General features: G+C 59.7%; 27 protein-coding genes and 1 riboswitch. Of the genes, 17 read left to right on the top strand and 10 right to left on the bottom strand.

Translation table 11 applies throughout. The annotated features are described in order from the left end of the window. The first annotated feature begins 193 nt into the window (after positions 1–193). Positions 194–835, top strand: a complete 642-nt coding sequence (locus tag FBZ97_RS08265) for a TetR family transcriptional regulator (protein ID WP_113333244.1) — start codon at positions 194–196, stop codon at positions 833–835. Between the two features lie 235 nt (positions 836–1070). Here FBZ97_RS08265 and FBZ97_RS08270 read toward each other — a convergent pair whose 3' ends face one another. After that, entirely contained in the window at positions 1071–2162 is a 1092-nt protein-coding gene (locus tag FBZ97_RS08270; RefSeq protein WP_069614542.1) for a porin, read from the bottom strand. A 605-nt stretch (positions 2163–2767) separates the two neighbouring features. On the opposite strand from FBZ97_RS08270, the gene FBZ97_RS08275 reads away from it, so the two are divergent. The 7 genes from FBZ97_RS08275 to FBZ97_RS08305 all read left to right on the top strand — a co-directional run bounded on the left by FBZ97_RS08275 (position 2768) and on the right by FBZ97_RS08305 (position 8748). Continuing rightward, positions 2768–3511: a hypothetical protein gene (locus tag FBZ97_RS08275; protein WP_145318228.1), complete on the top strand. Its 744-nt coding sequence runs from the start codon at positions 2768–2770 to the stop codon at positions 3509–3511. Positions 3512–3642: 131 nt separating this feature from the next. Next, positions 3643–3775: riboswitch (TPP riboswitch) on the top strand. A gap of 91 nt (positions 3776–3866) precedes the next feature. Next, a complete protein-coding gene (gene thiC, locus FBZ97_RS08280; RefSeq protein WP_145318231.1) occupies positions 3867–5693 on the top strand; it encodes a phosphomethylpyrimidine synthase ThiC in 1827 nt (608 codons plus the stop codon). 1 nt (position 5694) lies between these two features. Continuing rightward, positions 5695–6672 carry a glycine oxidase ThiO gene (gene thiO, locus FBZ97_RS08285; protein ID WP_145318235.1) on the top strand — a complete coding sequence of 326 codons (978 nt, stop codon included), beginning with the start codon at positions 5695–5697 and terminating at the stop codon, positions 6670–6672. Continuing rightward, entirely contained in the window at positions 6663–6860 is a 198-nt protein-coding gene (gene thiS, locus FBZ97_RS08290) for a sulfur carrier protein ThiS (protein WP_145318238.1), read from the top strand. Before thiO ends, thiS begins: the two co-directional genes overlap by 10 nt. Positions 6861–6862: 2 nt before the next feature. Continuing rightward, complete coding sequence (locus FBZ97_RS08295; protein WP_145318241.1) at positions 6863–7636, top strand: thiazole synthase; 774 nt, start codon at positions 6863–6865, stop codon at positions 7634–7636. Beyond that, complete coding sequence (locus tag FBZ97_RS08300) at positions 7633–8244, top strand: thiamine phosphate synthase (protein ID WP_145318244.1); 612 nt, start codon at positions 7633–7635, stop codon at positions 8242–8244. Before FBZ97_RS08295 ends, FBZ97_RS08300 begins: the two co-directional genes overlap by 4 nt. Positions 8245–8403: 159 nt before the next feature. Further along, positions 8404–8748 carry a hypothetical protein gene (locus tag FBZ97_RS08305; RefSeq protein WP_113333237.1) on the top strand — a complete coding sequence of 115 codons (345 nt, stop codon included), beginning with the start codon at positions 8404–8406 and terminating at the stop codon, positions 8746–8748. A gap of 103 nt (positions 8749–8851) precedes the next feature. Here the strand turns inward: FBZ97_RS08305 and FBZ97_RS08310 are convergent, their stop codons facing one another. Beyond that, a complete protein-coding gene (locus FBZ97_RS08310; RefSeq protein ID WP_145318247.1) occupies positions 8852–9712 on the bottom strand; it encodes a DUF1989 domain-containing protein in 861 nt (286 codons plus the stop codon). 127 nt (positions 9713–9839) lie between these two features. Between FBZ97_RS08310 and FBZ97_RS08315 the strand changes: the two genes are divergently transcribed. Continuing rightward, the gene (locus tag FBZ97_RS08315) at positions 9840–10709 is read left to right on the top strand and encodes a LysR substrate-binding domain-containing protein (RefSeq protein ID WP_145318250.1); all 870 of its coding nucleotides are present in this window, start codon (positions 9840–9842) and stop codon (positions 10707–10709) included. A 45-nt stretch (positions 10710–10754) separates the two neighbouring features. On the opposite strand, the gene FBZ97_RS08320 is transcribed toward FBZ97_RS08315, so the two are convergent. From FBZ97_RS08320 to FBZ97_RS08335, 4 genes are all read right to left on the bottom strand, one after another. Then, positions 10755–11153: a type II toxin-antitoxin system VapC family toxin gene (locus tag FBZ97_RS08320; RefSeq protein ID WP_113333235.1), complete on the bottom strand. Its 399-nt coding sequence runs from the start codon at positions 11151–11153 to the stop codon at positions 10755–10757. Next, the gene (gene vapB, locus FBZ97_RS08325; RefSeq protein WP_145318253.1) at positions 11153–11386 is read right to left on the bottom strand and encodes a type II toxin-antitoxin system VapB family antitoxin; all 234 of its coding nucleotides are present in this window, start codon (positions 11384–11386) and stop codon (positions 11153–11155) included. The genes FBZ97_RS08320 and vapB overlap by 1 nt, the downstream gene beginning before the upstream one ends. Before the next feature lie 150 nt (positions 11387–11536). Further along, positions 11537–12541, bottom strand: a complete 1005-nt coding sequence (locus FBZ97_RS08330) for a LacI family DNA-binding transcriptional regulator (protein ID WP_145318256.1) — start codon at positions 12539–12541, stop codon at positions 11537–11539. A gap of 69 nt (positions 12542–12610) precedes the next feature. Beyond that, entirely contained in the window at positions 12611–13495 is an 885-nt protein-coding gene (locus tag FBZ97_RS08335; protein WP_145318259.1) for a LysR family transcriptional regulator, read from the bottom strand. Between the two features lie 60 nt (positions 13496–13555). On the opposite strand from FBZ97_RS08335, the gene FBZ97_RS08340 reads away from it, so the two are divergent. Beyond that, positions 13556–13807: a 4-oxalocrotonate tautomerase gene (locus FBZ97_RS08340; RefSeq protein WP_113333311.1), complete on the top strand. Its 252-nt coding sequence runs from the start codon at positions 13556–13558 to the stop codon at positions 13805–13807. Positions 13808–13852: 45 nt separating this feature from the next. Here the strand turns inward: FBZ97_RS08340 and FBZ97_RS08345 are convergent, their stop codons facing one another. Beyond that, positions 13853–14119 carry a hypothetical protein gene (locus tag FBZ97_RS08345; protein WP_113354417.1) on the bottom strand — a complete coding sequence of 89 codons (267 nt, stop codon included), beginning with the start codon at positions 14117–14119 and terminating at the stop codon, positions 13853–13855. Positions 14120–14250: 131 nt separating this feature from the next. Next, positions 14251–14712, bottom strand: a complete 462-nt coding sequence (locus FBZ97_RS08350; protein WP_015342703.1) for an Lrp/AsnC ligand binding domain-containing protein — start codon at positions 14710–14712, stop codon at positions 14251–14253. A 185-nt stretch (positions 14713–14897) separates the two neighbouring features. Here FBZ97_RS08350 and putA point away from each other — a divergent pair, with 185 nt between their 5' ends. The 7 genes from putA to ugpC all read left to right on the top strand — a co-directional run bounded on the left by putA (position 14898) and on the right by ugpC (position 26009). Further along, positions 14898–18602 carry a trifunctional transcriptional regulator/proline dehydrogenase/L-glutamate gamma-semialdehyde dehydrogenase gene (putA, locus tag FBZ97_RS08355; protein ID WP_145318262.1) on the top strand — a complete coding sequence of 1235 codons (3705 nt, stop codon included), beginning with the start codon at positions 14898–14900 and terminating at the stop codon, positions 18600–18602. Positions 18603–18829: 227 nt separating this feature from the next. Continuing rightward, positions 18830–19849: a LacI family DNA-binding transcriptional regulator gene (locus FBZ97_RS08360; RefSeq protein WP_145318265.1), complete on the top strand. Its 1020-nt coding sequence runs from the start codon at positions 18830–18832 to the stop codon at positions 19847–19849. A gap of 45 nt (positions 19850–19894) precedes the next feature. Next, a complete protein-coding gene (locus FBZ97_RS08365) occupies positions 19895–21133 on the top strand; it encodes a sugar ABC transporter substrate-binding protein (protein WP_113354414.1) in 1239 nt (412 codons plus the stop codon). A 67-nt stretch (positions 21134–21200) separates the two neighbouring features. After that, the gene (locus tag FBZ97_RS08370; RefSeq protein ID WP_145318268.1) at positions 21201–22118 is read left to right on the top strand and encodes a sugar ABC transporter permease; all 918 of its coding nucleotides are present in this window, start codon (positions 21201–21203) and stop codon (positions 22116–22118) included. Beyond that, entirely contained in the window at positions 22115–22978 is an 864-nt protein-coding gene (locus FBZ97_RS08375; protein ID WP_145318271.1) for a carbohydrate ABC transporter permease, read from the top strand. Before FBZ97_RS08370 ends, FBZ97_RS08375 begins: the two co-directional genes overlap by 4 nt. Before the next feature lie 24 nt (positions 22979–23002). Beyond that, a complete protein-coding gene (locus tag FBZ97_RS08380) occupies positions 23003–24934 on the top strand; it encodes a glycoside hydrolase family 127 protein (RefSeq protein ID WP_145318274.1) in 1932 nt (643 codons plus the stop codon). 1 nt (position 24935) lies between these two features. Further along, a complete protein-coding gene (ugpC, locus tag FBZ97_RS08385; RefSeq protein WP_145318278.1) occupies positions 24936–26009 on the top strand; it encodes a sn-glycerol-3-phosphate ABC transporter ATP-binding protein UgpC in 1074 nt (357 codons plus the stop codon). 56 nt (positions 26010–26065) lie between these two features. Here the strand turns inward: ugpC and FBZ97_RS08390 are convergent, their stop codons facing one another. Together FBZ97_RS08390 and FBZ97_RS08395 are read right to left on the bottom strand one after the other, a co-directional pair. After that, positions 26066–26479, bottom strand: a complete 414-nt coding sequence (locus tag FBZ97_RS08390; RefSeq protein ID WP_145318280.1) for a type II toxin-antitoxin system VapC family toxin — start codon at positions 26477–26479, stop codon at positions 26066–26068. Beyond that, positions 26476–26724: a type II toxin-antitoxin system VapB family antitoxin gene (locus tag FBZ97_RS08395; RefSeq protein WP_113354409.1), complete on the bottom strand. Its 249-nt coding sequence runs from the start codon at positions 26722–26724 to the stop codon at positions 26476–26478. The genes FBZ97_RS08390 and FBZ97_RS08395 overlap by 4 nt, the downstream gene beginning before the upstream one ends. Positions 26725–26748 lie beyond the last annotated feature (24 nt).

Raw genomic sequence — 26748 nt, forward strand, 5'->3', positions numbered from 1 at the left:
TTGCGCGTGGCTTATAGACGCTTGACGAAAACATCCTGTTGCGATTTCCTTCCTCGATTTTTAGGGAATATATAAATTCCGCCACTCTGTTGAGCATTGCTGGTATATGGGCTCCAGCACTGAGCGGCATTGATGGATAAAGAATATCAAGAAGAGGGGCACAGCTTGAACATCGGTTTCTGTGGAGAGGTGAATGAGGCGAACTAAGGAGGAGGCGGCGGAAACGAGGAGCGAGATTTTGCAGTCTGCAAAGGCTTTGTTCCTCGACAAAGGCTACGAGAATGTCAGCCTGGAAGAGATAGCCGCAGCCGCCGGTGTCACGCGGGGGGCAGTACACTGGCATTTCAAGAACAAGCAGGGGTTGATGTTCGCGATTCGCGACGAGGCCCAGCAGCCGTTTCAGGAATTGGCGGAGCGAATGTCCAAGGAGCTGCCGCCCAATCCACTCGACCTGATTGCCGATACGATAGCTGCGATATTCGACGACGTTCACGGTGATCCGCGCAAGCGCAGCATGTTGAAGGTGATGATGCATCTCGACATGGCATTTTGCGACGGGACGACAAGCCGGGCGAGCTCGTTCCGGCATGACATGCATGAAAATTTCGAACGCATTTTCACCCTGATGGATGAAAAGACGAAGCTTCCGGCTCCGTGGACGCCGGATACGGCCGCTTCCGCTCTGACAGCGGTCATCGGCGGCCTGATCACCGAATGGACGCTCGACCGGGGCAGTTTCGAACTGGTCCCGTGTGGACAGATGTTCATAAGGATGGTGCTAAAGACCTGGTTCCCGCTGGCACAGACGCAGGAACTGGCAATTACCGCGATGTGACGATATCGGAAAAAGCAGACAGCGGTTTTCCCTTCTGAAGTGAAGAGAACCAACGATAACGGCCTTAAGCTTCTGCTGGGCGCTGAACCGGTTGCCAAAAGCTGGAAATAAAAAAGGATCCGGAGGGAAAGCCAGATCCTTTGCTTTGATCGGAGGTCAACCGATCGATGGAAGAAGCCTGACGGATTGGAACGTCAGGCTTCTCATACCCGGCGCTAAGCCGGGTAATTCAATATTAGAAGCTACGCTCGAAGCGCAGGATACCAGCCCACTGATCCTGGTTCACAGAATCGAAGTTGGTGTAGGAGACTTCCGGCTCGATGAGCAGGTTCTTGACCGGGTTCCACTTGACGTTCGTGGTAGCGGCAAAGATCTTCGAGTCGGTGTAGGCGAGCTGGAGGTTCCACTTCAGCTTTTCGTTGATCGGAACGCCAACGCCGCCCCAAACAGCCCAGTCACCCCAGCCGCACTTCGATTCATCGTTAACAGGGCAAGCCGAACGATCGAGGTTGGTGCCGGCGTACTTGTTCAGCTTGTCGCCGTCCGTGTTCCAGCCGCCCATCAAGAAGGCCGAGAAGGTACCGAAGTCAGCGTCGACGCGAGCCTTGATGGCGCCTTCTTCGACGATGGAGTCATAACCGCCGACGACCTTGAAGCCCCATGCGCCAGACTTGAAGCCGGCACCGGCAACGACGTCAGGAGCGTAGTGGTTGCCCTTGTCGTCAGACCACCAGCTTGAGCCGTAGGAGGCGTCGGAGCCGCTGGAGTTCGAGTCTTCAACCGAGACGACAGCCGTGAAGCCATTGCCGGCATCGTAGGTGTAGGTCAACTGGTTGAGTTCATACGGGCCGTCATAGATCACGTCGTCGTTGATGACGTCGCCGGCATAGCCGATGTAGTAGTTATACTGCGAATCGGCCTTACCGACCAGGAAACCGCCGAGGCTGATGTTGGCGAACAGCAGCTTGGTGGAGGTCGAGTTGCCGTCGTTCCAGTCCCAACGGATGACCGTGTTGGTCTTCAGCGGGCCGTATTCGGTGTCGGTCGCGGTATCGACGCTCAGCTCGGCGCGGGTATGCCAGAGCGTACCGTTCTTGCTGTTCGGGTTGTAGGCATCGTACCATTCGCCTTCGGTACGGACGCGGCCGCCGATCTTGAGGCAGGTTTCCGTGCCCGGAATGAAGAAGTAGCCAGCACCGTATGCGTCGCAGATGCGAACGTATTCCAGCGGCTCCGGCTCAGCGGCGACGATCGCGTCTGCTGCGTGGGCACCGGATACTGCCGCCAGAGCGGCAGCGGAGCCGAGAAGAAGGCTCTTGATGTTCATTTTAAACTCCTGGTTGTATTATGCATTTCTATTTTACCGCGAGCGCAAAACTGGAACACTGCCCTGGGGATCGGCTTGGTCTAAACACGACCGGGCAGCCCGGCAAATACGCACCTGATGTTGGCTTGAGTCCCCTCGAACCTTCATGATTACCCCCGCGGTAAAAGGTTTTGAAATGCCTCTACCGATCCGGCCGATTGCTCGACCGTAAGACAACTTATGTCCTGTATTGGATTTACAAACAGCCCGTATGTTTGTCAATTATATGAAGGGCGCTGGGGCGTTAGTCTTGACCTCTGTTGCTTAAATGCAACTGGCGACCGCAGGCCATGGCGGCACCGGCAGAGATCGCAAAGATGTCCCTGTTCACGAGAACGCCTGCCAGTCAGGGCCGTCACCGCATTTAAGGCCACCGTGATGTCGGCGGTCGATGACGACCATGGCAGCCCAATCTGGTCATGATATGGCCATCGCGAATTCCACGGCATAATGACCGGTCGGCTTGAGCAAAGATCAGCAATAAAATTCAATAATTCGCTACACACAGAAATATTGAATTTTCCTAGATTCCGGCGACTCGCGCCATCGGAGAGGGAAAATCGCGAATGAATGAGAACCGGCTGATCTTCATAGCGACCCCCTGCTTCGGCGGCCTCGTTACCAAGGACTACATGCAGTCCATTTTCTCACTGATGCAGACGGGAGCGCAGGCGGGCATACAGCTGACGCTGGCTCTGCTCGGCAATGACGCCCTGATTACCCGCAGCCGAAACACGCTTGTCTCGTCCTTCCTGAACGATACGACGGCGACCCATATGCTCTTCATCGACGCCGACATCAGCTTCGAGCCCGATCAGGTCATGAGGCTTCTGGAAGCCGATAAGGATGTGGTCGCCGCCATGTATCCGATCAAGGATTATGATTGGGAGACGGCGGCCCGCATCAATTCAGCAGACGGCGAAACACTTGCGGCAGCCGCACTTCACTATGTCGGCACGCCACTTGTCGGCCAGGTTGCAGAGCGTGATGGCGATTTCGTCAGCGCCGTCTATGCAGGTACGGGCATGCTTTTGATCAAGCGCAACGTTATAGAAAGAATGATCGCGGCCTATCCGGAGCTGCGCTACAACGCAATCCACGCCTATCCCAGCACCAAACGCTCACCCAGCACCCAATACGCCCTGTTCGAATGCATGGTCGAGGAGGGAACGGGGATCTATCTCAGCGAGGACTTCGCCTTCTGTCACCGCTGGCGCGCCCTCGGCGGCAAGATCTGGCTCGATACCGCGAGCAAGCTGTCCCATACCGGCCCCCATCGCTTCGTCGGCAATACCACACCACGTTACTAAGGCGCGGCAAGTCCGCACGATGATCTGCGCGATAAAGTTGCAATTCGACGGGCGCGGCAATGGTCAATCTCCCGGAAAATGCGACCGCCGCTGCGGGGTTGACAGAGGACAAGAGTAAGGCATAGCCTTTTGACATTCACCAGGGGGGTCCCGGCAAGGGGCTGAGATACTGCTGAACAATACGGCTCTGCCGGTTGTGGGCGCAGTGACCCGTTGAACCTGATCCAGTTCATACTGGCGTAGGGACGGTGCAAGCGCTCGAGGCTTCGGATTCCCGCCTGGATTCCATGCCGGCGTCTTTTCATCATTCCGGCTGATTGACTGGGTCTCCAACTGCAACTTGGAGCCTCACACCATGAACGTTGCCGCAAAGAACCTCACTCCGACCGTCACCACCGGCCCGCTGCCGGCCTCTCGGAAAATCCATGTCCCCGGGGATATCCATGCCGATATCCGCGTGCCGATGCGCGAAATCAGCGTCCATCCGACATCGGGCGAGCCGCCAGTTATCGTCTACGATTCGTCCGGCCCCTATACTGTCGAAGGCGCGGATATCCGCATCGAAGAGGGCCTGCCGCAGTTGCGCCGCGACTGGGTGCTCGCCCGCGGCGATGTCGAGGCCTATGAGGGCCGCCATGTGCGTCCCGAAGACAACGGTTTCGTCACCGGCGAACGGCTGACACCGGAATTTCCGGCCAAGCGCCAGCCGCTGCGCGCCGAGAATGGCGGGGCCGTCACCCAGCTCGCCTATGCGCGCGCCGGCATCATCACCCCGGAAATGGAATTTATCGCCATCCGCGAGAACCTCGGCCGCAAGGCCAAGACCGAAGCGCTGGTCCGTGACGGCGAGAGCTTCGGCGCGCATATTCCCGATCACGTCACGCCTGAATTCGTTCGCCAGGAGGTCGCAGCCGGCCGCGCTATCATCCCGGCCAACATCAATCACCCCGAAAGCGAGCCGATGATCATCGGCCGGAATTTTCTGGTGAAGATCAACGCCAATATCGGCAATTCCGCAGTCACCTCCTCCATGGCGGAGGAGGTCGAGAAGATGGTCTGGGCAGCGCGCTGGGGTGCCGATACCGTCATGGATCTTTCGACCGGCCGCAACATTCACAATATCCGCGAATGGATCATCCGCAATTCGCCGCTGCCGATCGGCACGGTGCCGCTCTATCAGGCGCTGGAAAAGGTCGGCGGCATCGCGGAGGAACTGACCTGGGAGATCTATCGCGACACGCTGATCGAGCAGGCCGAACAGGGCGTCGACTATTTCACCATCCATGCCGGCGTGCGGCTGCACTACATCCCGCTCACCGTCAACCGCGTCACCGGCATTGTCTCGCGCGGCGGCTCGATCATGGCCAAGTGGTGTCTCCATCACCACAAGGAGAGCTTCCTCTACGAGCATTTCGAGGAAATCTGCGACATCTGCCGCGCCTATGACGTCTCCTTCTCGCTCGGTGACGGCCTGCGACCGGGCTCTATTGCCGATGCCAACGACGCCGCGCAGTTTGCCGAGCTCGAAACGCTCGGCGAACTGACGAAGATCGCCTGGGCAAAAGATTGCCAGGTGATGATCGAAGGCCCTGGCCATGTGCCGATGCACAAGATCAAGGAGAACATGGATAAGCAGCTCGCCGTCTGCGGCGAGGCACCCTTCTACACGCTCGGACCGCTGACGACGGATATCGCCCCAGGATACGATCACATCACCTCGGGCATCGGCGCTGCGATGATCGGCTGGTTCGGCACGGCGATGCTCTGCTACGTCACGCCGAAGGAGCATCTCGGCCTACCCGACCGCAACGACGTCAAGACCGGCGTCATCACCTACAAGATCGCCGCCCACGCCGCCGACCTCGCCAAGGGGCATCCGGCCGCTCAGGTTCGCGACGACGCATTGTCGCGTGCGAGATTCGAGTTCCGCTGGGAGGACCAGTTCAACCTGTCGCTCGATCCGGATACCGCCCGCAGCTTCCACGACGAAACCTTGCCGAAGGAGGCTCACAAGGTCGCGCATTTCTGCTCGATGTGCGGCCCGAAATTCTGCTCGATGCGGATTTCGCACGACATCCGCGCGGAGGCACAGAAGGAAGGGCTGGAAGCGATGGCGGCGAAATATCGGGAAGGCGGCGATCTCTATATGCCGGTCGAAGCCCCTGCCCAGCCGGCCGAGTGAGATGCGCATCCTCATCAAAGGGGCCGGCGTTGCCGGCCTCACGGTCGCTCACGAGCTGATCCGGCGCGGAGCAGAGGTCACGATCTCGGATCCAAGCCGGAATTTTCATCGCGCAGCCTCCTGGCTCGCTGGCGGCATGCTGGCGCCATGGTGCGAGCGGGAAAGTGCCGATGAGGCTGTGCTGGAGCGCGGGGGTGATTCCGCCGATCGATGGGACGCGATTCTGCCGGGCAAGGTCGTCCGGAACGGAACGCTCGTCGTCGCGCCGAACCGCGATCAAAACGAGCTGAAGCGATTCGCCAGCCGCACGACAGGCCATCGCTGGGTGGGCGAAGACGAAATCGCCGCCCTTGAGCCTTCGCTTGCCGGCCGGTTCCGCCTGGGCCTGTTCTTTCCGCAGGAGGCGCATCTCGATCCCCGCGAGATCCTGCGATCATTGAAGGACGATCTATCTGCAAAAGGCGTCACCTTTGTCGACGGACACCTGGATGACGATAGCTTCTCCGACATCGTCGACTGCACGGGGGCTGCCAGCATCGGCCGCATCCGCGATTTGCGCGGCGTGCGCGGCGAAATGCTCTATCTGCAAAGCGACGAGATCTCGGTTTCGCGCCCCGTCCGCCTGCTGCATCCGCGTTTTCCCGTCTATATCGTGCCGCGCGGCAACGGCCTGTTCATGGTCGGCGCGACGATGATCGAGACCGATTTCAAAGGGCCGATCAGCGCCCGTTCGCTGATGGAACTCCTGAATGCAGCCTATGCGCTGCACCCGGCCTTTGCCGAAGCCGCCGTGATCGAAACAGACGCCGGCATCCGACCTGCCTTTCCTGACAATCTTCCCCGCGTAACGCGCGAGGAAGGGACGGTATTCGTCAACGGCCTCTATCGTCACGGCTTCTTGCTGGCACCGGCGATGGCCGAGAAAGCCGCCGATCTCGTCTTTTCCGGACACAACGAAAGGAGTCGCCAATGCGCCTGATCATCAACGGCGAAACCCAGATTATCGAAGCAACCACGCTCTCGCAGCTTCTCACTGCGCTCGAATATGAGGGGGAATGGCTGGCAACCGCCGTCAACGGCGAGCTCGTCCATAGCGACGAGCGCGATGACTATACCCTAACCGACGACGACAGGATCGAAATCCTGACACCAATGCAGGGAGGCTGATCATGCTTGAACTCTACGGAACCCAACTCGCATCGCGCCTTCTTCTCGGTACGGCGCGCTACCCCTCCCCGGCCGTACTGGCGGAAGCCGCCAAACGTTCGCAAACCGGGATCGTCACCGTGTCGCTGCGCAGGGAAACGGCAGGCGGGCGCAATGGCGGTGCATTCTTCGAGATGATTCGCGAACTCGGCGTTCGCGTCCTTCCCAATACCGCCGGCTGCCACGGCGTATCCGAGGCGGTCCTGACCGCGAAAATGGCACGCGAAGTGTTTCGGACCAACTGGATCAAGCTCGAGGTGATCGGCAACCACGATACGCTGCAGCCCGACGTCTTCGCGCTGGTGGAAGCGGCAAAAATCCTCGCCGCCGAGGGATTCGAGGTCTTTCCCTATACGACGGACGATCTTGTCGTCGCCGAGCGGCTGCTGGAAGCCGGATGCAAGGTGCTGATGCCCTGGTGCGCGCCAATCGGAACGGCGGCGGGACCGCTCAACCTCTCCGCCCTGCGCTCGATGCGGGCACATTTTCCCGAGGTATCGCTGATCGTGGACGCCGGCATTGGCAGGCCGTCGCATGCGGCGACCGTCATGGAACTCGGCTTCGATGCCGTGCTCCTGAACACGGCCGTTGCCGGCGCCGGTGACCCGGCAGGGATGGCGGAAGCCTTCGCCAAGGCAATCGATGCCGGCAGGCAGGCATTTGGCGCCGGGATGCTGGAGCCGCGCGACATGGCCGTGCCATCGACACCCGTCATCGGCAAGGCGGTGTTCTCATGAAGCTTGATCCGTTCTACCTCATTGTCGATAGCGCCGCCTGGATACAGAGGCTGGTGCCGCTCGGCATCAGACTGGTGCAGTTGCGCATCAAGGATCGCCCAACCTCCGACGTTCGCGCGGAAATTCGCCAATCGAAGGCAATCTGTGCCGCGCATGGATGCCAGCTGATCATCAATGATTATTGGCAGCTCGCGACCGAGGAGCGCTGCGATTTCATCCATCTCGGCCAGGAGGATCTCGCTTACGCCGATCTCTCCGCCATACGGAATGCCGGATTGAAGCTGGGGCTTTCGACGCATGATGAGGCGGAATTGGAGACGGCACTTGCTGCCGAACCCGATTATATAGCGCTTGGACCGATCTATCCGACCGTCCTCAAGGCCATGCCCTGGGCGCCCCAGGGCCTTGAGCGGATCGGCGAGTGGAAGGCTCGCATCGGCGATCGGCCGCTTGTCGCAATCGGGGGCCTGACGGTCGAGCGTCTTGCGGGCGTATTTGAGCACGGCGCCGATGTCGCGGCAGTCGTGACAGATATTACTCGCAATCCAGACCCCGAATCGCGGACGCTCGAATGGCTGAACGCGACGCGGCGGCTGCCTCTAAATTGACAAGTTCGCGCCTCAGAGCCCGTGGGAGGGATTATTTTCAGCCGCTTTGCCCGATGAACGGGCCATTCATTGAATATTCAGCTGAACATAATCATGCTGAAGACGTTAATTAGATGACTCGCGCATTCGCTGAGCACAAAGACTGCTTTGGAGGTGGTCATGATAAAGAAGACGGTTCTTACGGTTTTGCTGGCCGCTACGGTCGTAGGCGGCGCATTGGCGCCCGTCAGCAGCGCACAGGCGCAGTATTACGACGGCTATCGCGGTGACTGGCGCGGCCATGATGATTGGCGTCGCCATCACCACCATGGCAATGGCGGCGCGATCGCCGGCGGTGTTGCTGCCGGTCTTCTCGGCGGACTGATTGTCGGCGGCGCCCTTGCCAATAGAGGCCCGGTTTACGAAGTCGCCCCCCCGCCGCCGAGATGCTGGTACGAGGATCGCCGCGTCCAGAACGAGTATGACTATGGCTGGCACTACGAGCGCATTCGCGTTTGTAACTAAGCGATAAGCGATGCATCTGCCCTGAATGGATGCATCGTTTCATGGATGATTTGGGTTTGCCGGCGGCCAAAACCGCCGGCAAAAACTATTTGAGGCTGGCGAATTATAGGCCGTGCGTCCTCGGATAGGGGTTACGCTCCGGGTATATTCGCCCAGCAAGGCTTTCAGGTTCGGGTCGCCAGATTTCGACCAGCAATGGATAGCAGGGCACCGTATCGCTCGAATGTTCGCTGCCGCAGTCACCGCCAGGGCATGCTGAAAGCGCGCCGACAAGATCGATCTCCGCGAAGAACTCGATGAAGTCGCCCGGCCGCACCGGGCTTGCCTTCATGAAATACTGATGGGTGTCACGCGTAAAGCCCGTACACATGAAGACATTCAGCACGTCGTGAACGTGAAACTCCGCCTCCTGGACAGAGATGTTCATTTCCTTGGCGAGCGCGCGTGACAGGTTCGAATGGCAGCAATGGTGATAGTCGTCGCCCTTCAGCAGCCGGTTCGTATAGGGATCGCAGCGCGTGCCGATGACGTCATGAACGCCTGCCCCGTCCGCGTCCCAGCCATACCAGCCAAGCGTATCATGCGTGATCGTCGCCATGGGGCGCAGATAGGGCAACGTGCTCCACAGGCGATCGCCGAGACCGACATGGGTGGCATGCAACGCTCGCGTCTTGCCGCTGAAGAAACGCTCGGAAAGATCGGCGGCATTCCACAGATTGAGATCGCCGACCTGCGCTCCCTCCACGCTGACGATCCGAAAGAAATGTCCCTTCGGCACGCGAAAACTGCCGCCCTCGCGCGGGGGGACGACGATTTCGGCCATCTTGGTCATGGTTTGCCGCGCCGATCGCAGCACATCCATATCGGCAGGCGGCAGCGTGCCGTTCGGATAGACGATGACAGGAGGCTTGTCGCGCCGCTCGGCTGCATCGGCGGGAGCGGGCGTATCGAAAATACTGTTCATGGCGACTTCACATTCCTCACCGATCTGACAGGAAGACATTCGTTTTGGCATCACTCTACGAATACAAGGCGCCCGCGCAACATCGATTATCCTTGCGCTTTGACCAAGTTTTACTTAGCCTTATCCGATGCAACATGTCCCGCTTGCCTCCCTTCGCGCCTTCGAGGCAGCCGTTCGCCATGAGAGTTTTGCCAAGGCGGCGGCTGAACTCAATCTCACGGCCGCGGGTGTCAGCCAACATGTGCGCGCCCTGGAGGAATGGCTCGGCGTCAAGCTGTTTACGCGCCATGCCCGCGGCGTAATGGCAACCATGGCCGGCCGCAGTTTCGGGGCAGCGGTGGCAAACGGTCTCGGACATATCGACATCGCCGCCCGGCAGCTGCGGCTTGCCGGCAACAATCGGCCGGTCAGCGTGGCCTGTATTGCTTCTGTCGCCACGCGCTGGCTGATACCGCGATTGCAGGCATTCAAGAAGGAATACCCTGAAATTCAGGTCAATATCGTCTACGCGCTCGATGCGAGGACGCCGGAGGCGGCAAACGCCGATCTGTTGATCCGCCATGGACCAAGGCCAGCGGTCAACGCGGTTTCCCTATTGCCCGCCGAAACGCGGCCAACCTGTTCGAGGGAATATGAGCGCCGTCACGGACCGATCAGGACGCCAGCCGATCTCCTTAATGTCGACCTCCTGCACGATGAAACGACGGCCGCCTGGACACGCTGGTTCACCCTTGAAGGCATCCACCAGCCTCCTAAACCCGGACCGATCTTTGCCGATTTCGGCTTGATGATCGGATCCGTCATCGGCGGGCAAGGTGTGGGCCTCTGCCCAACGGCCTTGATTGCAGAAGAATTGGGCAATGGAACGCTGGTTGCCCTGTTCGATACGGCGTTGGATACCGATAAGTCCTATTGGCTGATCGAAGCCGACCATCTTTCCGACGATGCGGAAACGTTTCGCGACTGGCTGATTGCTGCCAGCGCCGCAATCGCTTAGGCGCCAAGTTGGACGACTCGCGCCCGACGCCAACGATCACGACCGCTAGACCCAGTTTTCCACCCGAATGCCGGGTATGCGGATGAATTCCTTCATGTTGTTCGTCACCACAATCAGCCCCTCGCTGCGGGCATGTGCGCCGATCTGCATGTCATGCGGGCCACATGGGGTCCCTGCGCGCTCCAACTCGGCTCGCACTTGTCCGTAATGTGCAGCCGCCTTGTCGCCGAACGACAGAACCTCCAGCCGAGCCACGAAATGCTCGACGGCAGTCAAGTTTTCCACGCGCCGAGTCGACTTCTCCGCACCATAGTACAACTCGCCAAGCGTTATGCTCGATATGCAAAGCTGCTCCGCCAGCGCGTTGAATTTTTCCCTCACGGCAGGCGGATAGGTCTTCATCACATAAATGCAAATATTCGTATCGAGCATATAGGTCAGCATCAGAAGGACTCGCGTTCTTCCACCGCTGGCTGTTCACGCTCGTCCAGAAAGTCGTCACTGATACGGGGGCCATGAAGGAAGAGATCATCCCATCGTTTACCTTGCGGCACGATCACGCGGCTGCGACCGATCTTCAGGATATCGACCTGATGTACGTCCTCAGGGAATGCTACGGCCTTGGGCAGACGCACAGCCTGGCTTCGATTGCTGGTGAATACAGTCGAACTCGTCATGTTCGGCTCCTGATTTTGGGATATGCAATTGGGATATACTTAATTCTACAGGCTTGAAAAATCAAGACTCCGCTCCCCTAGGGGCCTATGCGGTTTAAAGCCAACAAGCGCCGGTTGGCGCGAGATATCTGAGCCGACGCACCAATATCTTCAGAGGCTTTCAGGAGTAATAGTTAGAAACCGCACCGTTTCGAGATCCACGTCGGTATCAATCAGGCCCAGCCGCTTCAGTGTCAGATCGATGGCACGCCGAGCCTGAACCTCCGGAGCCTGATCGAGAACGATCGTCATCAACCCCTCCTTCAGATAGCCGCGCGTCGCATCGGACAATTCATGCCCGACCCAGAAGACCGGCTGCTGGCGATACCGGCGCAGAACCGTCGCGATCGCTGCATTGTCGCCGCCGGCGCTATAAAGGCCGGCAATGTCGGGATATCGGGCGAAGGCACTCGTCAGCAGCTCGATCGTTTTCATTTCATCATCCTCATCGAACATGACTTCGACGAAGCGATGCGATGGGTTTGCGTGATCAAGCAGATAGCTGGAAAAACCGCGAATACGTGCCTTGTGGTTCTCGTAAGCACCACTGTGGCAGAGCGCGACGAAAGTGCCTGAGATGCCAGCCTGCATGCGCGCCATATAGAAGGCAGCGGCGCGCCCGGCAGCTTCGTTGTCGATGCCGACGTATGGCAGCTCCAGCGCTGGCCGCGTCATGATCTGCACGACAGGAATGCCGCCGCTGGCAGCCTTGCGGATGCTGCCGACCACATCGGGATGATCGGGCGCGACGACGATCAAGGCGGAACGCCGCGCTTGCGGATTGGCGATATGGCGCGAAAAATCGGCAGGATCGTCTTCCCTGGCGAAAGTCCGCTGGATCTGGATATCCTTGTCGAGCAACGCGGCGATGCGCTCGAATGCGCGATTGAGCCTTGAATAGAAATAGGTCTCAGGCCGGAGCAGCACGACTTCGATGCGCACCAGACCATGCCTAGTGCCGGCGAGCGGCATACGGTAGCCGAGCCGCCTTGCGGCGATGAATACCTTTTCCGCCGTCTCCGGCAACACATTGCCGCGGCCGTTGAGTGCACGCTCGACGGTGGCTGCTCCCACACCCGCGGCCGCCGCCACATCCTTCAACGTAATCTTGGCCACGCGTCCCTCACTTGCCCCCGATGATCAGATTTGATCATGGATCCGTGGCGGATGAAAGAGGTGAAAATGTCAACCGAAGCGAGCGACGAGAAAATCGATAACGCTGCGCAGCATGGCCGTCGGGCGCCGGTCCGGTGCATAGACAAGGTGCATGGGTGTCGGCTGGTACGACCAGAGGGGCAGAACCGGCTCAAGCCGGCCTGCATCAAGATCGGCCGCCAGAAGCAGTTCCGGCTGCAGCACAATGCCGGCTCCATGCAGAGCGGCAACGCGCAGAGCACCGCCCTGATTGGTGGTGAACCTGCCCTTGATGGCGATCTCGCGCGTTTCCCCATCCGGGCCGACGAGATGCCAGCGCCCCTGTAGACGCCAGTAGGAATGGCCGAGACACATATGATTGGCAAGGTCCTCAGGGCTTTGCGGCCTGCCACGGCGATCCAGATAATCCGGCGATGCTGCGAGAACACGCCGATAGGGTTTTAACGGACGCGCCACGAGATTGGTGTCCGTCAGATCGCCGATATGGATGCCGAGTTCGTAGCCTTCGCCGATCAGATCATGCGGATTATTGTCGAGCGCCAGATCGACGCTGACCTCCAGATTCTCATGCAGATAGTCGACGAGTGCCGGCACGAGGCTTTGCGTCCCGAAACTGACGGGTGCGACGAGCCGCAGGCGCCCGCGCGGCGCCGATTGCAGTTCGGAGGCCGATTGCTCGGCTAGCTCCACCTCCGCCAGCACCGTCTTGCAGCGCTCGTAATAGAGCCTGCCGACCTCGGTCAGCTGATGACGGCGCGTCGTGCGGTGAAGCAGGCGTGCGCCAAGCCGCTGTTCGATCGTCCTGATATGCTTGGCGACCATGGCTGGCGACACCCGGCTTATGTCGGCAGCGGCAGCAAAGCTGCCATGCTCGACCACTCTGACGAACATCGCCATGCCGGCCAACTTGTCCATGATTGCATACCTATAGGTTCGGAATGAAGCAAATAGGAGCGTATTTATCGCCAGTTGGTTTTGCAAGATAGTCCGCGGTGCCTGACATCAGGCAGAACCTATTCAATGATCTATCAAGGAGTTACCATGCCCATCCTGCGCTTGGAAATGCATCCCGGCCGCACACAAGACCAGAAGCGCGCTTTCGTTCGCGAGGCGACCAAAGCCGCTGTGGAAACCCTCGCTTGCCCGCCGGAATCGGTGGAAATCATCGTCACAGAGATATCGAAAGAATCCTGGGCCACGGCGGGCAAGCTGAAATCGGATAGCTGAACGACCTGATTTCACGATCGAAGCCTGGCGGTCCTTATGCGACCGTCAGGCCACATCCGGCGTGAGGCTCTGCCGCCCCCAGCCTTCGGCCCAATCCATCAGACGTACCATTTCCTGCTTGAGAGCATGAGAACGAATGATGTCGGCGGCGTGGTTCGCGTTGGTGCGCGGATTATAGAATGCGTCGATCTCTTCGCCGCTTTCCCGCCTTGCCGCCTCCAGGCGGAGCTTTATTTCCTCGACTTCTGCCTTCACCGCAAAGTACCGCTTCATGACCTCGATAAGGTCTCGGTCGCCTGCACTGGTCTCCATGCCTACTCCATCCTACTTATTTTAGCGCCTTGCAATGATCCGATTCGAATGGCGAAATCTAGGTCATTGTTTAGCCGGCAAGATGAATAGAGCGGCGACCCCTCGCCCGGCTGATGGAGCAGGAAGCGGAATTACGACCAGTTTTCCTTGACAGATTGCATCACCACATTGGTCGACGTGCTTGCCACGAAGGGCAGGCTGGAAATTTTTTCGCCGAGAACAATGCGGTAGCGGCGAATGTCGGACGTCCGGACCTTCAGGAGATAATCGAAGCGGCCAGCGATCATGTGGCACTCTTCGATTTCCTTGATTTTCTTGATGGCATTGTTGAAGCTCAGCAAAGCCTCCTCACGGGTATCCGTGAGTTTCACTTCGGCAAAGGCGACGTGATCAAGGCCAAGCTTGATCGGATTGAGGATGGCCTTGAAGCCGTCGATATAGCCGGAATCGATCAGCTTCTTGAGCCGTGCCTGGCAGGGAGTCTTGGAAAGACCGACCCGCTCTGAAAGCTCCGTGATCGACATGCGACCATCCTCGACCAAGGCGTCGAGGATCTTTTGGTCGAACTGGTCAATTTCACTGGATTTGGTCATTTTCGCAGGCATTCCTATTTGAAACAAGCGCTATTGAAGTTCAATATGACTGGAAAGCCGCAGTTTCAAGGCGGAACGCTTTCCTGCAATGAAGTATGTTCTCGTCGAAGCAATGGGACAGCTGGGCGTGGCAATATCGCTGACCCCAGCTCAAACCATTAGGCCCCTTGCACCTTGAGGTTATCATGACTGTCTCTGCCAAGCTCTCAACTGAAGAACCAGCTCCAGACGCTGCCCCATTTTCCCATTTCGCACCGCCCATTCGCGAGCAGAGCCCGCTTCGCCAGGCAATCACTGCCGCCTACAGACGCTCCGAGACCGAATGCCTGCCGTTCCTCGTCGAAGCGGCGACCTTGCCGGACACAACGCGCGAAGCGGCAAAGAAGACGGCCAGGAAACTGATCGAAGCGCTGCGCGCCAAACACAAGGGAGACGGCGTCGAGGGGCTGGTGCAGGAATACTCCCTTTCTAGCCAGGAAGGCGTCGCGCTGATGTGCCTTGCCGAGGCGCTGTTGCGCATTCCCGACACGGCGACGCGCGATGCGCTGATCCGTGATAAGATCGCTGGCGGCGACTGGAAGTCGCATATCGGTGGCGGCCGCTCGATGTTCGTCAATGCCGCGACCTGGGGGCTGGTCGTCACCGGTAAGCTGACATCGACAGTCAACGAAGGCGGGCTTTCCGCCGCACTGACAAAGTTGATCGCCCGCGCCGGCGAGCCCGTCATCCGCCGCGGCGTCGATATGGCCATGCGCATGATGGGCGAACAATTCGTCACTGGCGAGACGATCGACGAAGCATTGAAGCGTGCCCGCGCGCTCGAAGCAAAGGGCTTCCGCTATTCCTACGACATGCTTGGCGAAGCCGCGACGACGCATGCCGATGCCGAGCGCTACTATCGCGACTACGAAAACGCCATCCATGCGATTGGCAAGGCCTCGGCTGGCCGCGGCATCTATGAAGGCCCCGGTATCTCCATCAAGCTCTCCGCGCTGCACCCGCGCTATTCGCGCTCGCAGGCAGACAGGGTGATGGGCGAACTTCTGCCGAAGGTGAAGGCGTTGGCGCTGCTTGCCAAGGGCTACAATATCGGCCTGAACATCGATGCCGAAGAGGCAGACCGTCTCGAACTCTCGCTCGACCTTCTGGAAGAACTGTGCCTCGATCCGGCCCTCGCCGGCTGGGATGGTATTGGCTTCGTCGTGCAGGCATACGGCAAGCGCTGCCCCTTCGTCCTCGATTTCATCATCGATCTTGCCCGCCGCTCCGGACATCGCCTGATGGTTCGCCTCGTCAAGGGCGCCTATTGGGACGCGGAGATCAAGCGCGCGCAGCTCGACGGCCTGGAAGGCTTTCCGGTCTATACACGCAAGATCTATACAGACGTCTCCTACATCGCCTGCGCCAAGAAGCTCCTGGCCGCGACCGACGTAGTGTTCCCGCAATTTGCCACCCACAACGCCCAAAGCCTGGCGACCATCTACCATATGGCCGGGGACGACTTTGCTATCGGCAAATACGAGTTCCAGTGCCTGCACGGCATGGGCGAGCCGCTCTACGAAGAGGTGGTCGGCGCCGAAAATCTCAATCGCCCCTGCCGGATCTACGCGCCGGTCGGCACACATGAGACGCTGCTTGCCTATCTCGTCCGCCGCCTGCTCGAGAACGGCGCCAATTCCTCCTTCGTCAACAAGATCGCCGACCCAGCCGTGCCCGTTTCCGAGCTGATTGCCGATCCCGTCGAGATCGTGCGCGGCATGACCGTGGTCGGCGCACAGCACGACAAGATCGTTCTCCCGGCCGATCTGTTCGGTAGCGCGCGACGGAATTCCGCCGGCGTCGATCTGTCGAATGAAGCGGCGCTAACCGATCTCTCCGCGCAGCTGCAAGCCTCGGCAGCCAGGGACTGGATCGCCAAGCCGCTTCTCGCAGACGCCTCCGAACGCGGCGTGGCTCGCGCCGTCCTCAATCCCGCCGATCATGGCGATGTCGTCGGCCATGTCACCGAGCTCGAGCCGCAGGATGGTCCCGACGTCATGCGGCTTGCCGCCGCCGCAGCGGAGCGTTGGGCTGCTGTGAGCCCAGCTGAGCGAGCCGCCATTCTTGAGCGCGCCGCCGATCTCATGCAGGGCGAGATGCTTGTTCTCGTCGGTCTGACCATCCGCGAAGCCGGCAAATCGGCCGCAAATGCCGTTGGCGAAATCCGGGAAGCGATCGATTTCCTCCGCTATTACGCCGCTCAGGCACGCCAGGTGCTAAAGCCGGAGAGCGTGCCCCTCGGCCCCGTCGTCTGCATCAGCCCATGGAACTTCCCGCTAGCGATCTTTACCGGCCAGATCGCGGCCGCTTTGGTCGCGGGCAATCCCGTCGTCGCGAAGCCGGCCGGCAATACACCGCTGATCGCAGCCCAAGGCGTCCGCATCCTGCATGAGGCCGGCATTCCGCGCGATGTTCTGCAATTTGTCCCGGGCGGGGGGCAAATGGGTGCCGCCCTCGTCGACGCTTCGGAAACCGCCGGCGTCATGTTCACCGGTTCCACGGAAGTTGCCCGCCTGATCCAGGCTCAGCTGGCCGAACGGCTTTCCAAATTCGGCAAACCGATTCCGTTAATTGCCGAAACCGGCGGGCAGAACGGCATGATCGTCGACTCCTCGGCCCTTGCCGAACAGGTCGTCGGCGATGTCATCGCCTCGGCCTTCGACAGCGCCGGCCAGCGCTGCTCGGCCCTGCGCATCCTCTGCCTGCAGGAGGAAGTCGCCGATCGCACGCTGACCATGCTGCGCGGCGCTCTTCGCGAACTCTCGGTCGGCAGGACCGATCGGCTCGCCGTCGATATCGGCCCCGTCATCGATGACAACGCCAAGCGCCGCATCGACGAGCATATCGAACGCATGCGCAAGCTTGGCTGCAATGTCGAACAGCTCGACCTTCCCGAAAGCGCCGCCAAGGGCACCTTCGTTGCTCCCACCATCATCGAGCTGAAGAAGCTGAGCGATCTGAAACGGGAAGTCTTTGGTCCCGTTCTTCATATTATACGCTATCAACGCAAGAACCTGGACAAGCTGATCGCCGATATCAATGCCTCCGGCTACGGCTTGACCTTCGGCCTGCACACCCGGCTTGACGATACGATCGCCCATGTCACCGAGCGCGTCCGCGCCGGCAATCTCTACGTCAACCGCAATACCATCGGCGCTGTCGTCGGCGTCCAGCCCTTTGGTGGACGTGGCCTTTCCGGCACGGGGCCGAAAGCCGGCGGCCCAATGTACCTGCGCCGTCTGGTCGCCTCCCCGACCGAACCGCTGCGCAATGCCTCCGTGCAGGCCGATCCGGCTGCACAGCAGTTCATCGCCTGGCTCGAAAGCAAGGGCACTGGGAATGCGGCCAAACAGGCTCGTGTCGTCGCCGCCCAGTCGTCGCTCGGCTTCAACACTGAACTGCAAGGCCCGGTTGGCGAGCTGAACCTCTATGCGCTGCATCCGCGAGGGAGAATTCTGCTCGCTCCGCAGACAGCACCTGGTCTGCATGTCCAAATCGCCGCAGGCCTTGCGACAGGCAATTCAATCGTCATCGATGCTGCATCGGGCCTGCAGGGCGAGCTTCATGGCTTGCCTGCGCAGGTCGCAAACCGCATCTCCTGGACAAAGGACTGGACAGCGGATGGACCGTTTGCCGGCGCTCTCATCGAAGGTGATGCTGCACGCGTCCAGCAGGCGATCAAGACAATCGCGGCTATCCCCGGCCCGCTGGTTCTCACACAGGCAGCGTCGAGCGAGGACATTGCCAAGAACCCCGACACCTATTGCCTCAACTGGCTGCTCGAGGAAATAACGACGTCGATCAACACCGCGGCGGCCGGCGGCAATGCCAGCCTGATGACAATCGGCTAAAGCTGACAGCGATCTAGAACTTAAGCGGCGGTCGGGACCCGCAGGGTCTCAGCCGCCGCTTCGTTTTCATGGCGCACATTCTGCAGTAACCTGCAAATTCGCTGCGCCCTTATCCAGCTTCCGGGCCTCCTTCTCTCCTGTGCAGAAATTTTTGAGAAAAGCTTTTCTCATATTGACTCTCGTCGTGAGAAAAGCTTTTCTCACGAAAACTGACTGGGAGAAGACATCTGGAAAATCAGCGTGCGAAAAGCGGACGTGCAACGATCCATGACGTTGCGGCGGCTGCAGGCGTGAGCATTTCAACGGCATCCAAGGCCTTGAACAATACCGGCCGCATGGGCAACGAGACCCGCGAGAGGGTCAAGCGCGCTGCCGCCGACATAGGCTTCCGTCCGAATGCCTTGGCCAAGGGTTTGCTCAGCAATCGCACGTTCACGATCGGTCTTCTGACAAATGATACATACGGTCGCTTCACGCTACCGGTCATGGCCGGCATCACGGAGGCACTCGTCGATCACGGCGTCTCGGTCTTCCTTTGCACGATCGAGGACGATCCGGCACTTGGAAAGGTTCATGTGGACGCCATGTTGGACAAGCATGTGGATGGCATTATCGCCTCGGGAAAGCGGATCGACCGCCGCCTGCCGGTGGACCTGTCCAATCTGCCGATTCCGGTGATTTATGCCTTCACTGAAGGCGCGCCGGGAAGCGTCACCTTCTGCGCGGATGACTATCAGGGGGCTGCCCTTGCTGTCGAATGGTTGCAGGGGCTTGGCCGACGCCGGATTGCCCATGTGACCGGTCCTGAAAGCTTCGTTTCAGTGCGTGAGCGCGCCAAGGCCTATCGCGACCTCGCCGGAGACGAACTGCCGGTCATGTTCGGCATGTGGTCCGAGGCCTGGGGACACGAGGCCGTCGCAAAGCTCTGGAGCGTGGCCGGAGCAAAGCCGGATGCGATCTTCTGCGGCAACGACCAGATTGCCCGTGCAGTCGTCGATGCGCTTCGTGAGCGCGGCGTGCGGGTGCCGGAGGATGTCTCGGTGGTCGGTTTCGACAATTGGGAGATCGTCGCCGCCCAGACCCGGCCGCCGCTGACGACGGTCGATATGAATCTTAAAGCCCTTGGCCGTGAGGCCGGGCTGACGGTTCTCGCGCTTGCGGAAGGACGCAGCGTCGAACCTGGCATCAGAACTTTGCCCTGCGAGCTTATCGTGCGGCAATCATGCGGGGGAAGCCCCGGTCGTTGATTAAAGGAAAAGGGGCTGATGGGAGTAGCCCCATGGGAGGAGAACATGATGAAGCGATTTCTGGCCGCAACCGGCCTTATATCCCTAATGCTTGCATCCGCCGCATCCGCCGAAAACATCTCCATGTGGGTGCGAAGCGGTATCGGCGATTCCTTCAAGAAGGTCGTCGAAGCCTATAATGCCGGCCATGAGGACAAGGTCACGCTGACCGAAGTGCCTTTTGCCGAACTCGTGCAGAAATATGCGACCGCCATTGCCGGCGGCCAGGCGCCCGACGCCCTGTCGATGGACCTCATCTATACACCGGCCTTTGCTGCCGCCGGCCAACTCGAGGATCTGACGGACTGGGCCAAGAGCCTGCCCTATTTCAATTCGCTGTCGCCCTCGCATGTGAAGCTCGGCACCTATGACGGCCACATCTATGGCTTGCCGCTCTCCGTCGAGACGTCGGTCTTTGCTTGGAACAAGGATCTCTACAAAAAGGCGGGCCTCGACCCTGAAAAGGCGCCGACCAGCTGGGACGAGATCACGAGCAATGCCGAAAAGATCCGCGCGCTCGGCAGCGATACCTACGGCTTCTACTTCTCCGGCGGCGGCTGCGGCGGCTGCATGATCTTCACCTTTACGCCGCTTGTCTGGGGCGCTGGTGCCGACATTCTCTCGGAAGATGGCAAGAAGGCGACGCTCGACACGCCGCAAATGCGCAAGGCGGTCGATATATACCGCAATATGGTCAAGAAGGATCTGGTGCCGGCGGGTGCCGCAAGTGACACCGGCGCCAACTTCCTCAGCATCAGCAACGGCAAGATCGGCCAGCAGAGCATCGGTGCCTTCTCGATCGGCACGCTGATCACGCAATATCCCGATATCCACTTCGGCGTGACCCTGATCCCCGGCGTCGACGGCAAGCCGTCCTCTTTTGCCGGCGGCGATAATTTCGTCATCTCCAAGGGCACGAAGAAACTCGATGCCGTGAAAAAGTTTCTCGAATACACCTATTCGCTTGAGGGACAGAAGATCATGGCGAAATACGGTAGCCTGCCGACGCGAGGCGATATCGCCGACCAGGTGCTGCAGGGCCTGGATCCGCGCATGCAGGTCGGCCTAAAGGCGATCGCCGTCGCCAAGACGCCCTATACGCTGCAGTTCAACGACCTGATCAACAGCGCCAACGGTCCCTGGGCGGGCTTCACCAACGCAGCTATCTTCGGAAGCGATGTCGATGGCGCATTCTCCAATGCCCAATCGGAGATGCAGTCGATCATCGACAACGCCCAACAATAATCGACCCATGAACGCCGGGGAGCTTAGACACTCCCCGGTCCCTCCATCGCAATATCGGGAGCATTCCATGGCTGGCCCTGGAGCTATCGCAACCGCGCGTCCGCGAAAACGGCGAAAGCGTGCCGGCTGGCACGGGTTTCTCTATATCGCGCCGGCCATGGCGCTCGTCATCATCTTCTTCGTGCTGCCCGTGGTCTTTACCGTCTGGATGAGCTTCCACAACTGGCCATTGCTCGGCAATCCCCGATGGATTGGCTTTGGAAACTATGTCCGCATGATCTCCGACATGCGCTTCATGGCAGCATTGCGCTTCACCGCCTATTACACCGTCATCGTCACCATCGCGATCTTCGCCGTTGCCTTTCCGCTCGCCTTCTTCGTCGAAAAGCACAAGCCGTTCGTCGGCTTCTACCGAACGATCATCTTCCTTCCGGTCGTCGTGGGACTTGCAACGGCTTCGTTGCTCTGGGTCTGGCTTGCCAATGTCGACGCCGGCTTTTTCGCACCTGTGGCAATGGCGCTTGGTCTTGTCGACAAGCGGCCGAACCTGCTTGCCGATTTCGACATGGCCTTCGCAACGATCATCGTCATGGTGGTCTGGAAGATCGCCGGCTTTACCATGATCATCCTGCTGACCGGCCTGCAGGCGATCCCCTCCGAGCTGACCGAGGCGGCCCGCATTGATGGCGCGAGGCGCTGGCAGCGCTTCCGGCATCTGACCCTGCCGCTGATGCGCCGCACGATCGCGCTCGCGCTGATCATCTCCATCACGGGCTCGGTGCTCGCCTTCGACCAGTTCTACATCATGACATCAGGCGGCCCGCAGAACCGCATGATTTCGGTCGTCTACTACATCTTCAACCAGTCCTTCGTGTCCTTCAATCTCGGCTATGGCGCAGCGCTCTCGATCGCGCTTCTCGTCATCCTGGTGCTGATCAGCATCGTCCAGCTCTGGCTGCTGCGCGTCGGGGAGGACAAGCCATGACCACGGCAAAGGAACGTCGCGCAAGGCGCAAGCTCTTGGATGGCATCGGCTATCACGGCATCGGCGTTGTCATCGTCATCTTCTTCTTCGCGCCGTTCGCGATCGCATTGCTATCGTCATTCCGGCATGGAACCGAAGCCAGCCTTCCACCCTTGCCGCCATGGCCGACGACCGGCTTCAGCTTCGACGCCTATCGCTCGCTCGATGGCTTCGGCGCCGGGGTCATCCAGCATACGCTGAACTCGCTCTTCGTCTCGGTCGCAACCGTGCTTCTGACCGTCACCGTCAGCCTGCTCGCCGGCTACGGCTTCTCGCGCTATCATTTCCCCTTTAAGGGCGCGCTCTTCATCCTGATCATCGCGACGCTGATGATCCCCTTCCAGTCGATCCTGACGCCACTTTTCATCATCCTGGCAAGGCTCGGGCTCAACAATTCGCTGATCGGGCTGACGCTCGTCTATGTGACGCTGCAGCTTCCCTTTTCGGTCTTCATGATGCGCAATGCCTTCGACGCAGTACCGAAGGAAATCGAGGAGGCGGCGCGCATCGATGGCGCGCGCGATCTGAATCTTCTTTTCCGCGTTCTCTTTCCGCTGGTGCTGCCGGGTGTCGCAACCGTTGCGATCTTCGCCTTCCTTAACGCCTGGAACGAGTTCCTGGCAGCCCTGGTGCTCCTGTCGAGCAACGAGAAATTCACCCTGCCGGTGCTGATGATCGCCGTCAGGACCGGTCGCCTTGGTGCCGTCAACTGGGGTGCGGTCCAGGCCGGCATCGCCGTCATGACCATCCCCTGCGTCATCGTCTTTCTGCTTCTGCAACGCTATTACATGCGCGGGCTGATGGCCGGCGCGGTGAAATAACCCTTCGAACAACGGATCAAAGCCATGTCTGACAAGCAAAGCCGCCAGTTTCGTCCCCTGCCCGTTCCGAATGTCGAACTTGGAGGGCTCTTCGGTGCTCGCCAGGATGCCATCTGCAATTCCACCGCAGCGACGCTACTCGACCGCTGCGTCGAGGCCGGCATGATCAAGGCCATCGACGTCAGCCAGCCAAGCCCCGGTATCGTTATTCCCTTGCAGACCTGGTCGGGCTCGACGCAGATGTTCTGGGACAGTGATCTCGGCAAGTCGATCGAAACCATCGCCTATTCCCTCTATCGCCGCCCCAATGCCGAACTGGAAGCGCGCGCGGACGCCATCATCGACATGTATGAAAAGCTGCAGCAGGAGGACGGCTATCTGAACGCCTGGTTTCAGCGCGTCCAGCCGGGCCGCCGCTGGACCAACCTGCGCGATCATCACGAACTCTATTGTGCCGGCCATCTGATCGAGGCTGCCGTGGCCTATTACCAGGCAACGGGCAAGCGCAAGCTGCTCGATATCATGAGCCGTTTTGCCGATTACATGATTACCGTCTTCGGGCATGGCGAAGGCCAGCTGCGCGGCTATTGCGGCCATGAAGAGGTGGAACTCGCGCTCGTCAAGCTCGGCCGCGTCACCGGCGAGACGAAATATCTCGATCTCGCCAAATACTTCATCGACGAGCGTGGCCAGGAACCGCATTTCTTCACTGAGGAAGCGCTTCGCGACGGCCGCGACCCGAAGAACTTCGTGCAGAAGACCTACGAATACAGCCAGTCGCATCTGCCGGTGCGCCAACAGACCAAGGTCGTCGGCCATGCCGTGCGCGCCATGTATCTCTATTCCGGCATGGCCGATATCGCCACGGAATATAACGATGATACGCTGACCTCGGCCCTCGAGACGCTTTGGGACGACCTGACGACCAAGCAGATGTATGTGACGGGCGGCATCGGGCCGGCTGCCTCGAACGAAGGCTTCACCGATTATTACGACCTGCCGAACGAGAGCGCCTATGCCGAGACCTGCGCCTCCGTCGGTCTGGTCTTCTGGGCCAACCGCATGCTCGGCCGCGGCCCGAACCGCCGTTATGCCGACATCATGGAAGTGGCGCTCTATAACGGTGCAATGGCCGGGCTATCGCAGGACGGTAAGACCTTCTTCTACGAAAATCCGCTGGAGAGCGCCGGCAAGCATCACCGTTGGATCTGGCACCATTGCCCGTGCTGCCCGCCCAATATCGCGCGTCTGCTCGCCTCCGTCGGCTCCTACATGTACGCCGCGGCCGACAATGAGATTGCCGTCCATCTCTACGGCGAGAGCAAGGCGCGCGTGCCGCTTGCCGGCGGCGTGACCGTGCAGCTCTCACAGGAAACGCGATATCCTTGGGACGGCGCCATTCGCTTCGAGATCAATCCCGATCGTGCAGCCAAATTCGCACTATCGCTGCGCATCCCCGAATGGGCCGAGGGCGCGACGCTTGCAGTAAAGGGCGTACCGGTCGACTTGGCAGCGATCACCGTCGATGGCTATGCCCGTATCGAGCGGGAGTGGCAGCCGGGCGATAGCGTCGACCTCACCCTCCCGCTGATCCCGCGCGCGCTGTTTGCCAATCCGAAAGTCCGCCAGGACGCCGGACGTGCTGCCTTGATGCGCGGACCGCTCGTCTATTGCGTCGAAACCACCGACAACGGTCACGACCTCAACGGCATTTCGCTTTCCAGCGATCCGGCCTCCGCCAAGACGACGGAAATTGCCGCATTGGAGGACGCGGTAGCGCTCGATGTTTCGGTCATGCGCGATGAGGCCGACTGGGGCTCCGATCTCTATCGGACGACACCACCGAAAAGCGCTGCCTCCACCGCGCGTTTCGTGCCCTATCATCTCTGGGACAATCGCGATCCGGGCGAGATGCTGGTCTGGATCCGCGCCGATCAGCTGCAGCGCGGAGCCTGACATGACGAAGAACGGTATGCGCCTGACCGGCGTCCGCAAGAGTTTCGGCGGGCTGGAGGTCATCCATGGCATCGATCTCGACATACCGGAAGGCGCTTTCGTCGTCTTTGTCGGCCCCTCCGGCTGCGGCAAATCCACGCTGCTGCGCATGATTGCCGGACTGGAGGAGGTGACCGACGGTGAGATCGCCATCAAGGGCCGAGATGTCACCGATCTCGACCCATCCGAGCGCGGCATCGCCATGGTCTTCCAGTCCTATGCGCTCTATCCGCATATGAGCGTTCGCGACAATCTCGGTTTCGGGCTGAAAATGGCCCGAACCGACGCGTCAGAAATCGAAAGACGTGTTTGCTCCGCCGCCGCGATCCTCAAGATCGACCATCTATTGGATCGGCGGCCGGGACAGCTTTCCGGCGGCCAACGCCAGCGCGTGGCCATCGGCCGCGCGATCGTACGTGAGCCAGATGTCTTTCTCTTCGACGAGCCGCTCTCCAACCTCGACGCGGAACTGCGCGTCTCCATGCGTATCGAAATCGCCCGGCTTCACCGGGAACTCGGCAATACGATGATCTATGTCACCCATGACCAGACCGAGGCCATGACCCTTGCCGACAAGATCGTCGTGCTGAGGGACGGCCGGATCGAGCAGGTCGGCACTCCGCGCGAGGTCTATGAAGACCCGGCTAACAGTTTCGTGGCCGGCTTCATCGGCTCGCCAAGGATGAACATGATCGACGCGACATGGTCGGATGACGGGACGGCAAAGGTCGGAAACGACAGCATCAAGGTCGACCTTGCAGAAACCAAGCCATCGGCTGGCGAAAAGATTCTGCTTGGCATGCGCCCTGAACATTTCGTCGTCGCATCAAATGCCGACGATACAGTGCGGGTCACGGTCGACGTTACCGAATATCTGGGCGGCACGCGCTATCTCTACTGCCAGACAGAGGACGGCCAGGCGATCATAGCCGAATATCGCGACGGGCCTGAGATCGAGCGCGGCGATATGCTCCATCTGCATTGCCCGCCCGAACGTCGGCGCTATTTCGACAAGCAGGGAGGACGGCTGCGGTAGCTGTCTTCTCGAGCAACCGCACATATGCCGGAAAGGTCGTCACCATTGCAAGCGGACTAGAATTCCCAAGGAGATATTAGATCCAGCCCAGTCTCACGGAAGTCGGACAGATTGCGAGTGGCCAAACGTCCGCCATTTACGCGGGCGATGGCTGCAATCATGCCATCTGCCGTCGACATTGGTCGTCCTTGCCTCTTCGCTGCACCCATTAGCTTGCCGTAGTCTAATGCGGCTTCTTCGGTAAGACCGAAGATCCGATCCGCGAAACGATGGCGCCATTCAGATAATCTTTGCTCAAGCCGGGCAGCCCTCTGGTCGGGAGCAATCTTTTGAATACCAAAGGCGATTTCAGCAATAGCCACAGTGGAAAGTGCTATCTCCGCATCATACCGACCAAGCCACGATATCACGGCCTCGTCAGGCAGTTTCCGGAAAGTTTCAGAGATGACATTCGTGTCCAGAAATATCACAGATCAATGCCGTGATTGGGTTGACGCCCATCGCGAATGACCGATTCGAGGTCGATATCATCATCATCCCTCATCGCCATTCGAGCATAGAAAGACGATGCGGGTTCGCGACCAGCCTCGCGAATTTCATAGGCTTCCAATGCTCGTTCGACGACATCGGCGATCGTCCGGTTTTCACGCCGCGCAAGGCGATGCGCGAGGTCACGTGCTCGAGCACTGCGAACGGATAGTTGTGGTTCAGCCATGTCTTTCTCCTGTTCCGACTAATA

Source organism: Rhizobium sp. ERR 942 (assembly GCF_007828395.1).
Taxonomy (GTDB): Bacteria; Pseudomonadota; Alphaproteobacteria; order Rhizobiales; family Rhizobiaceae; genus Rhizobium; species Rhizobium dioscoreae.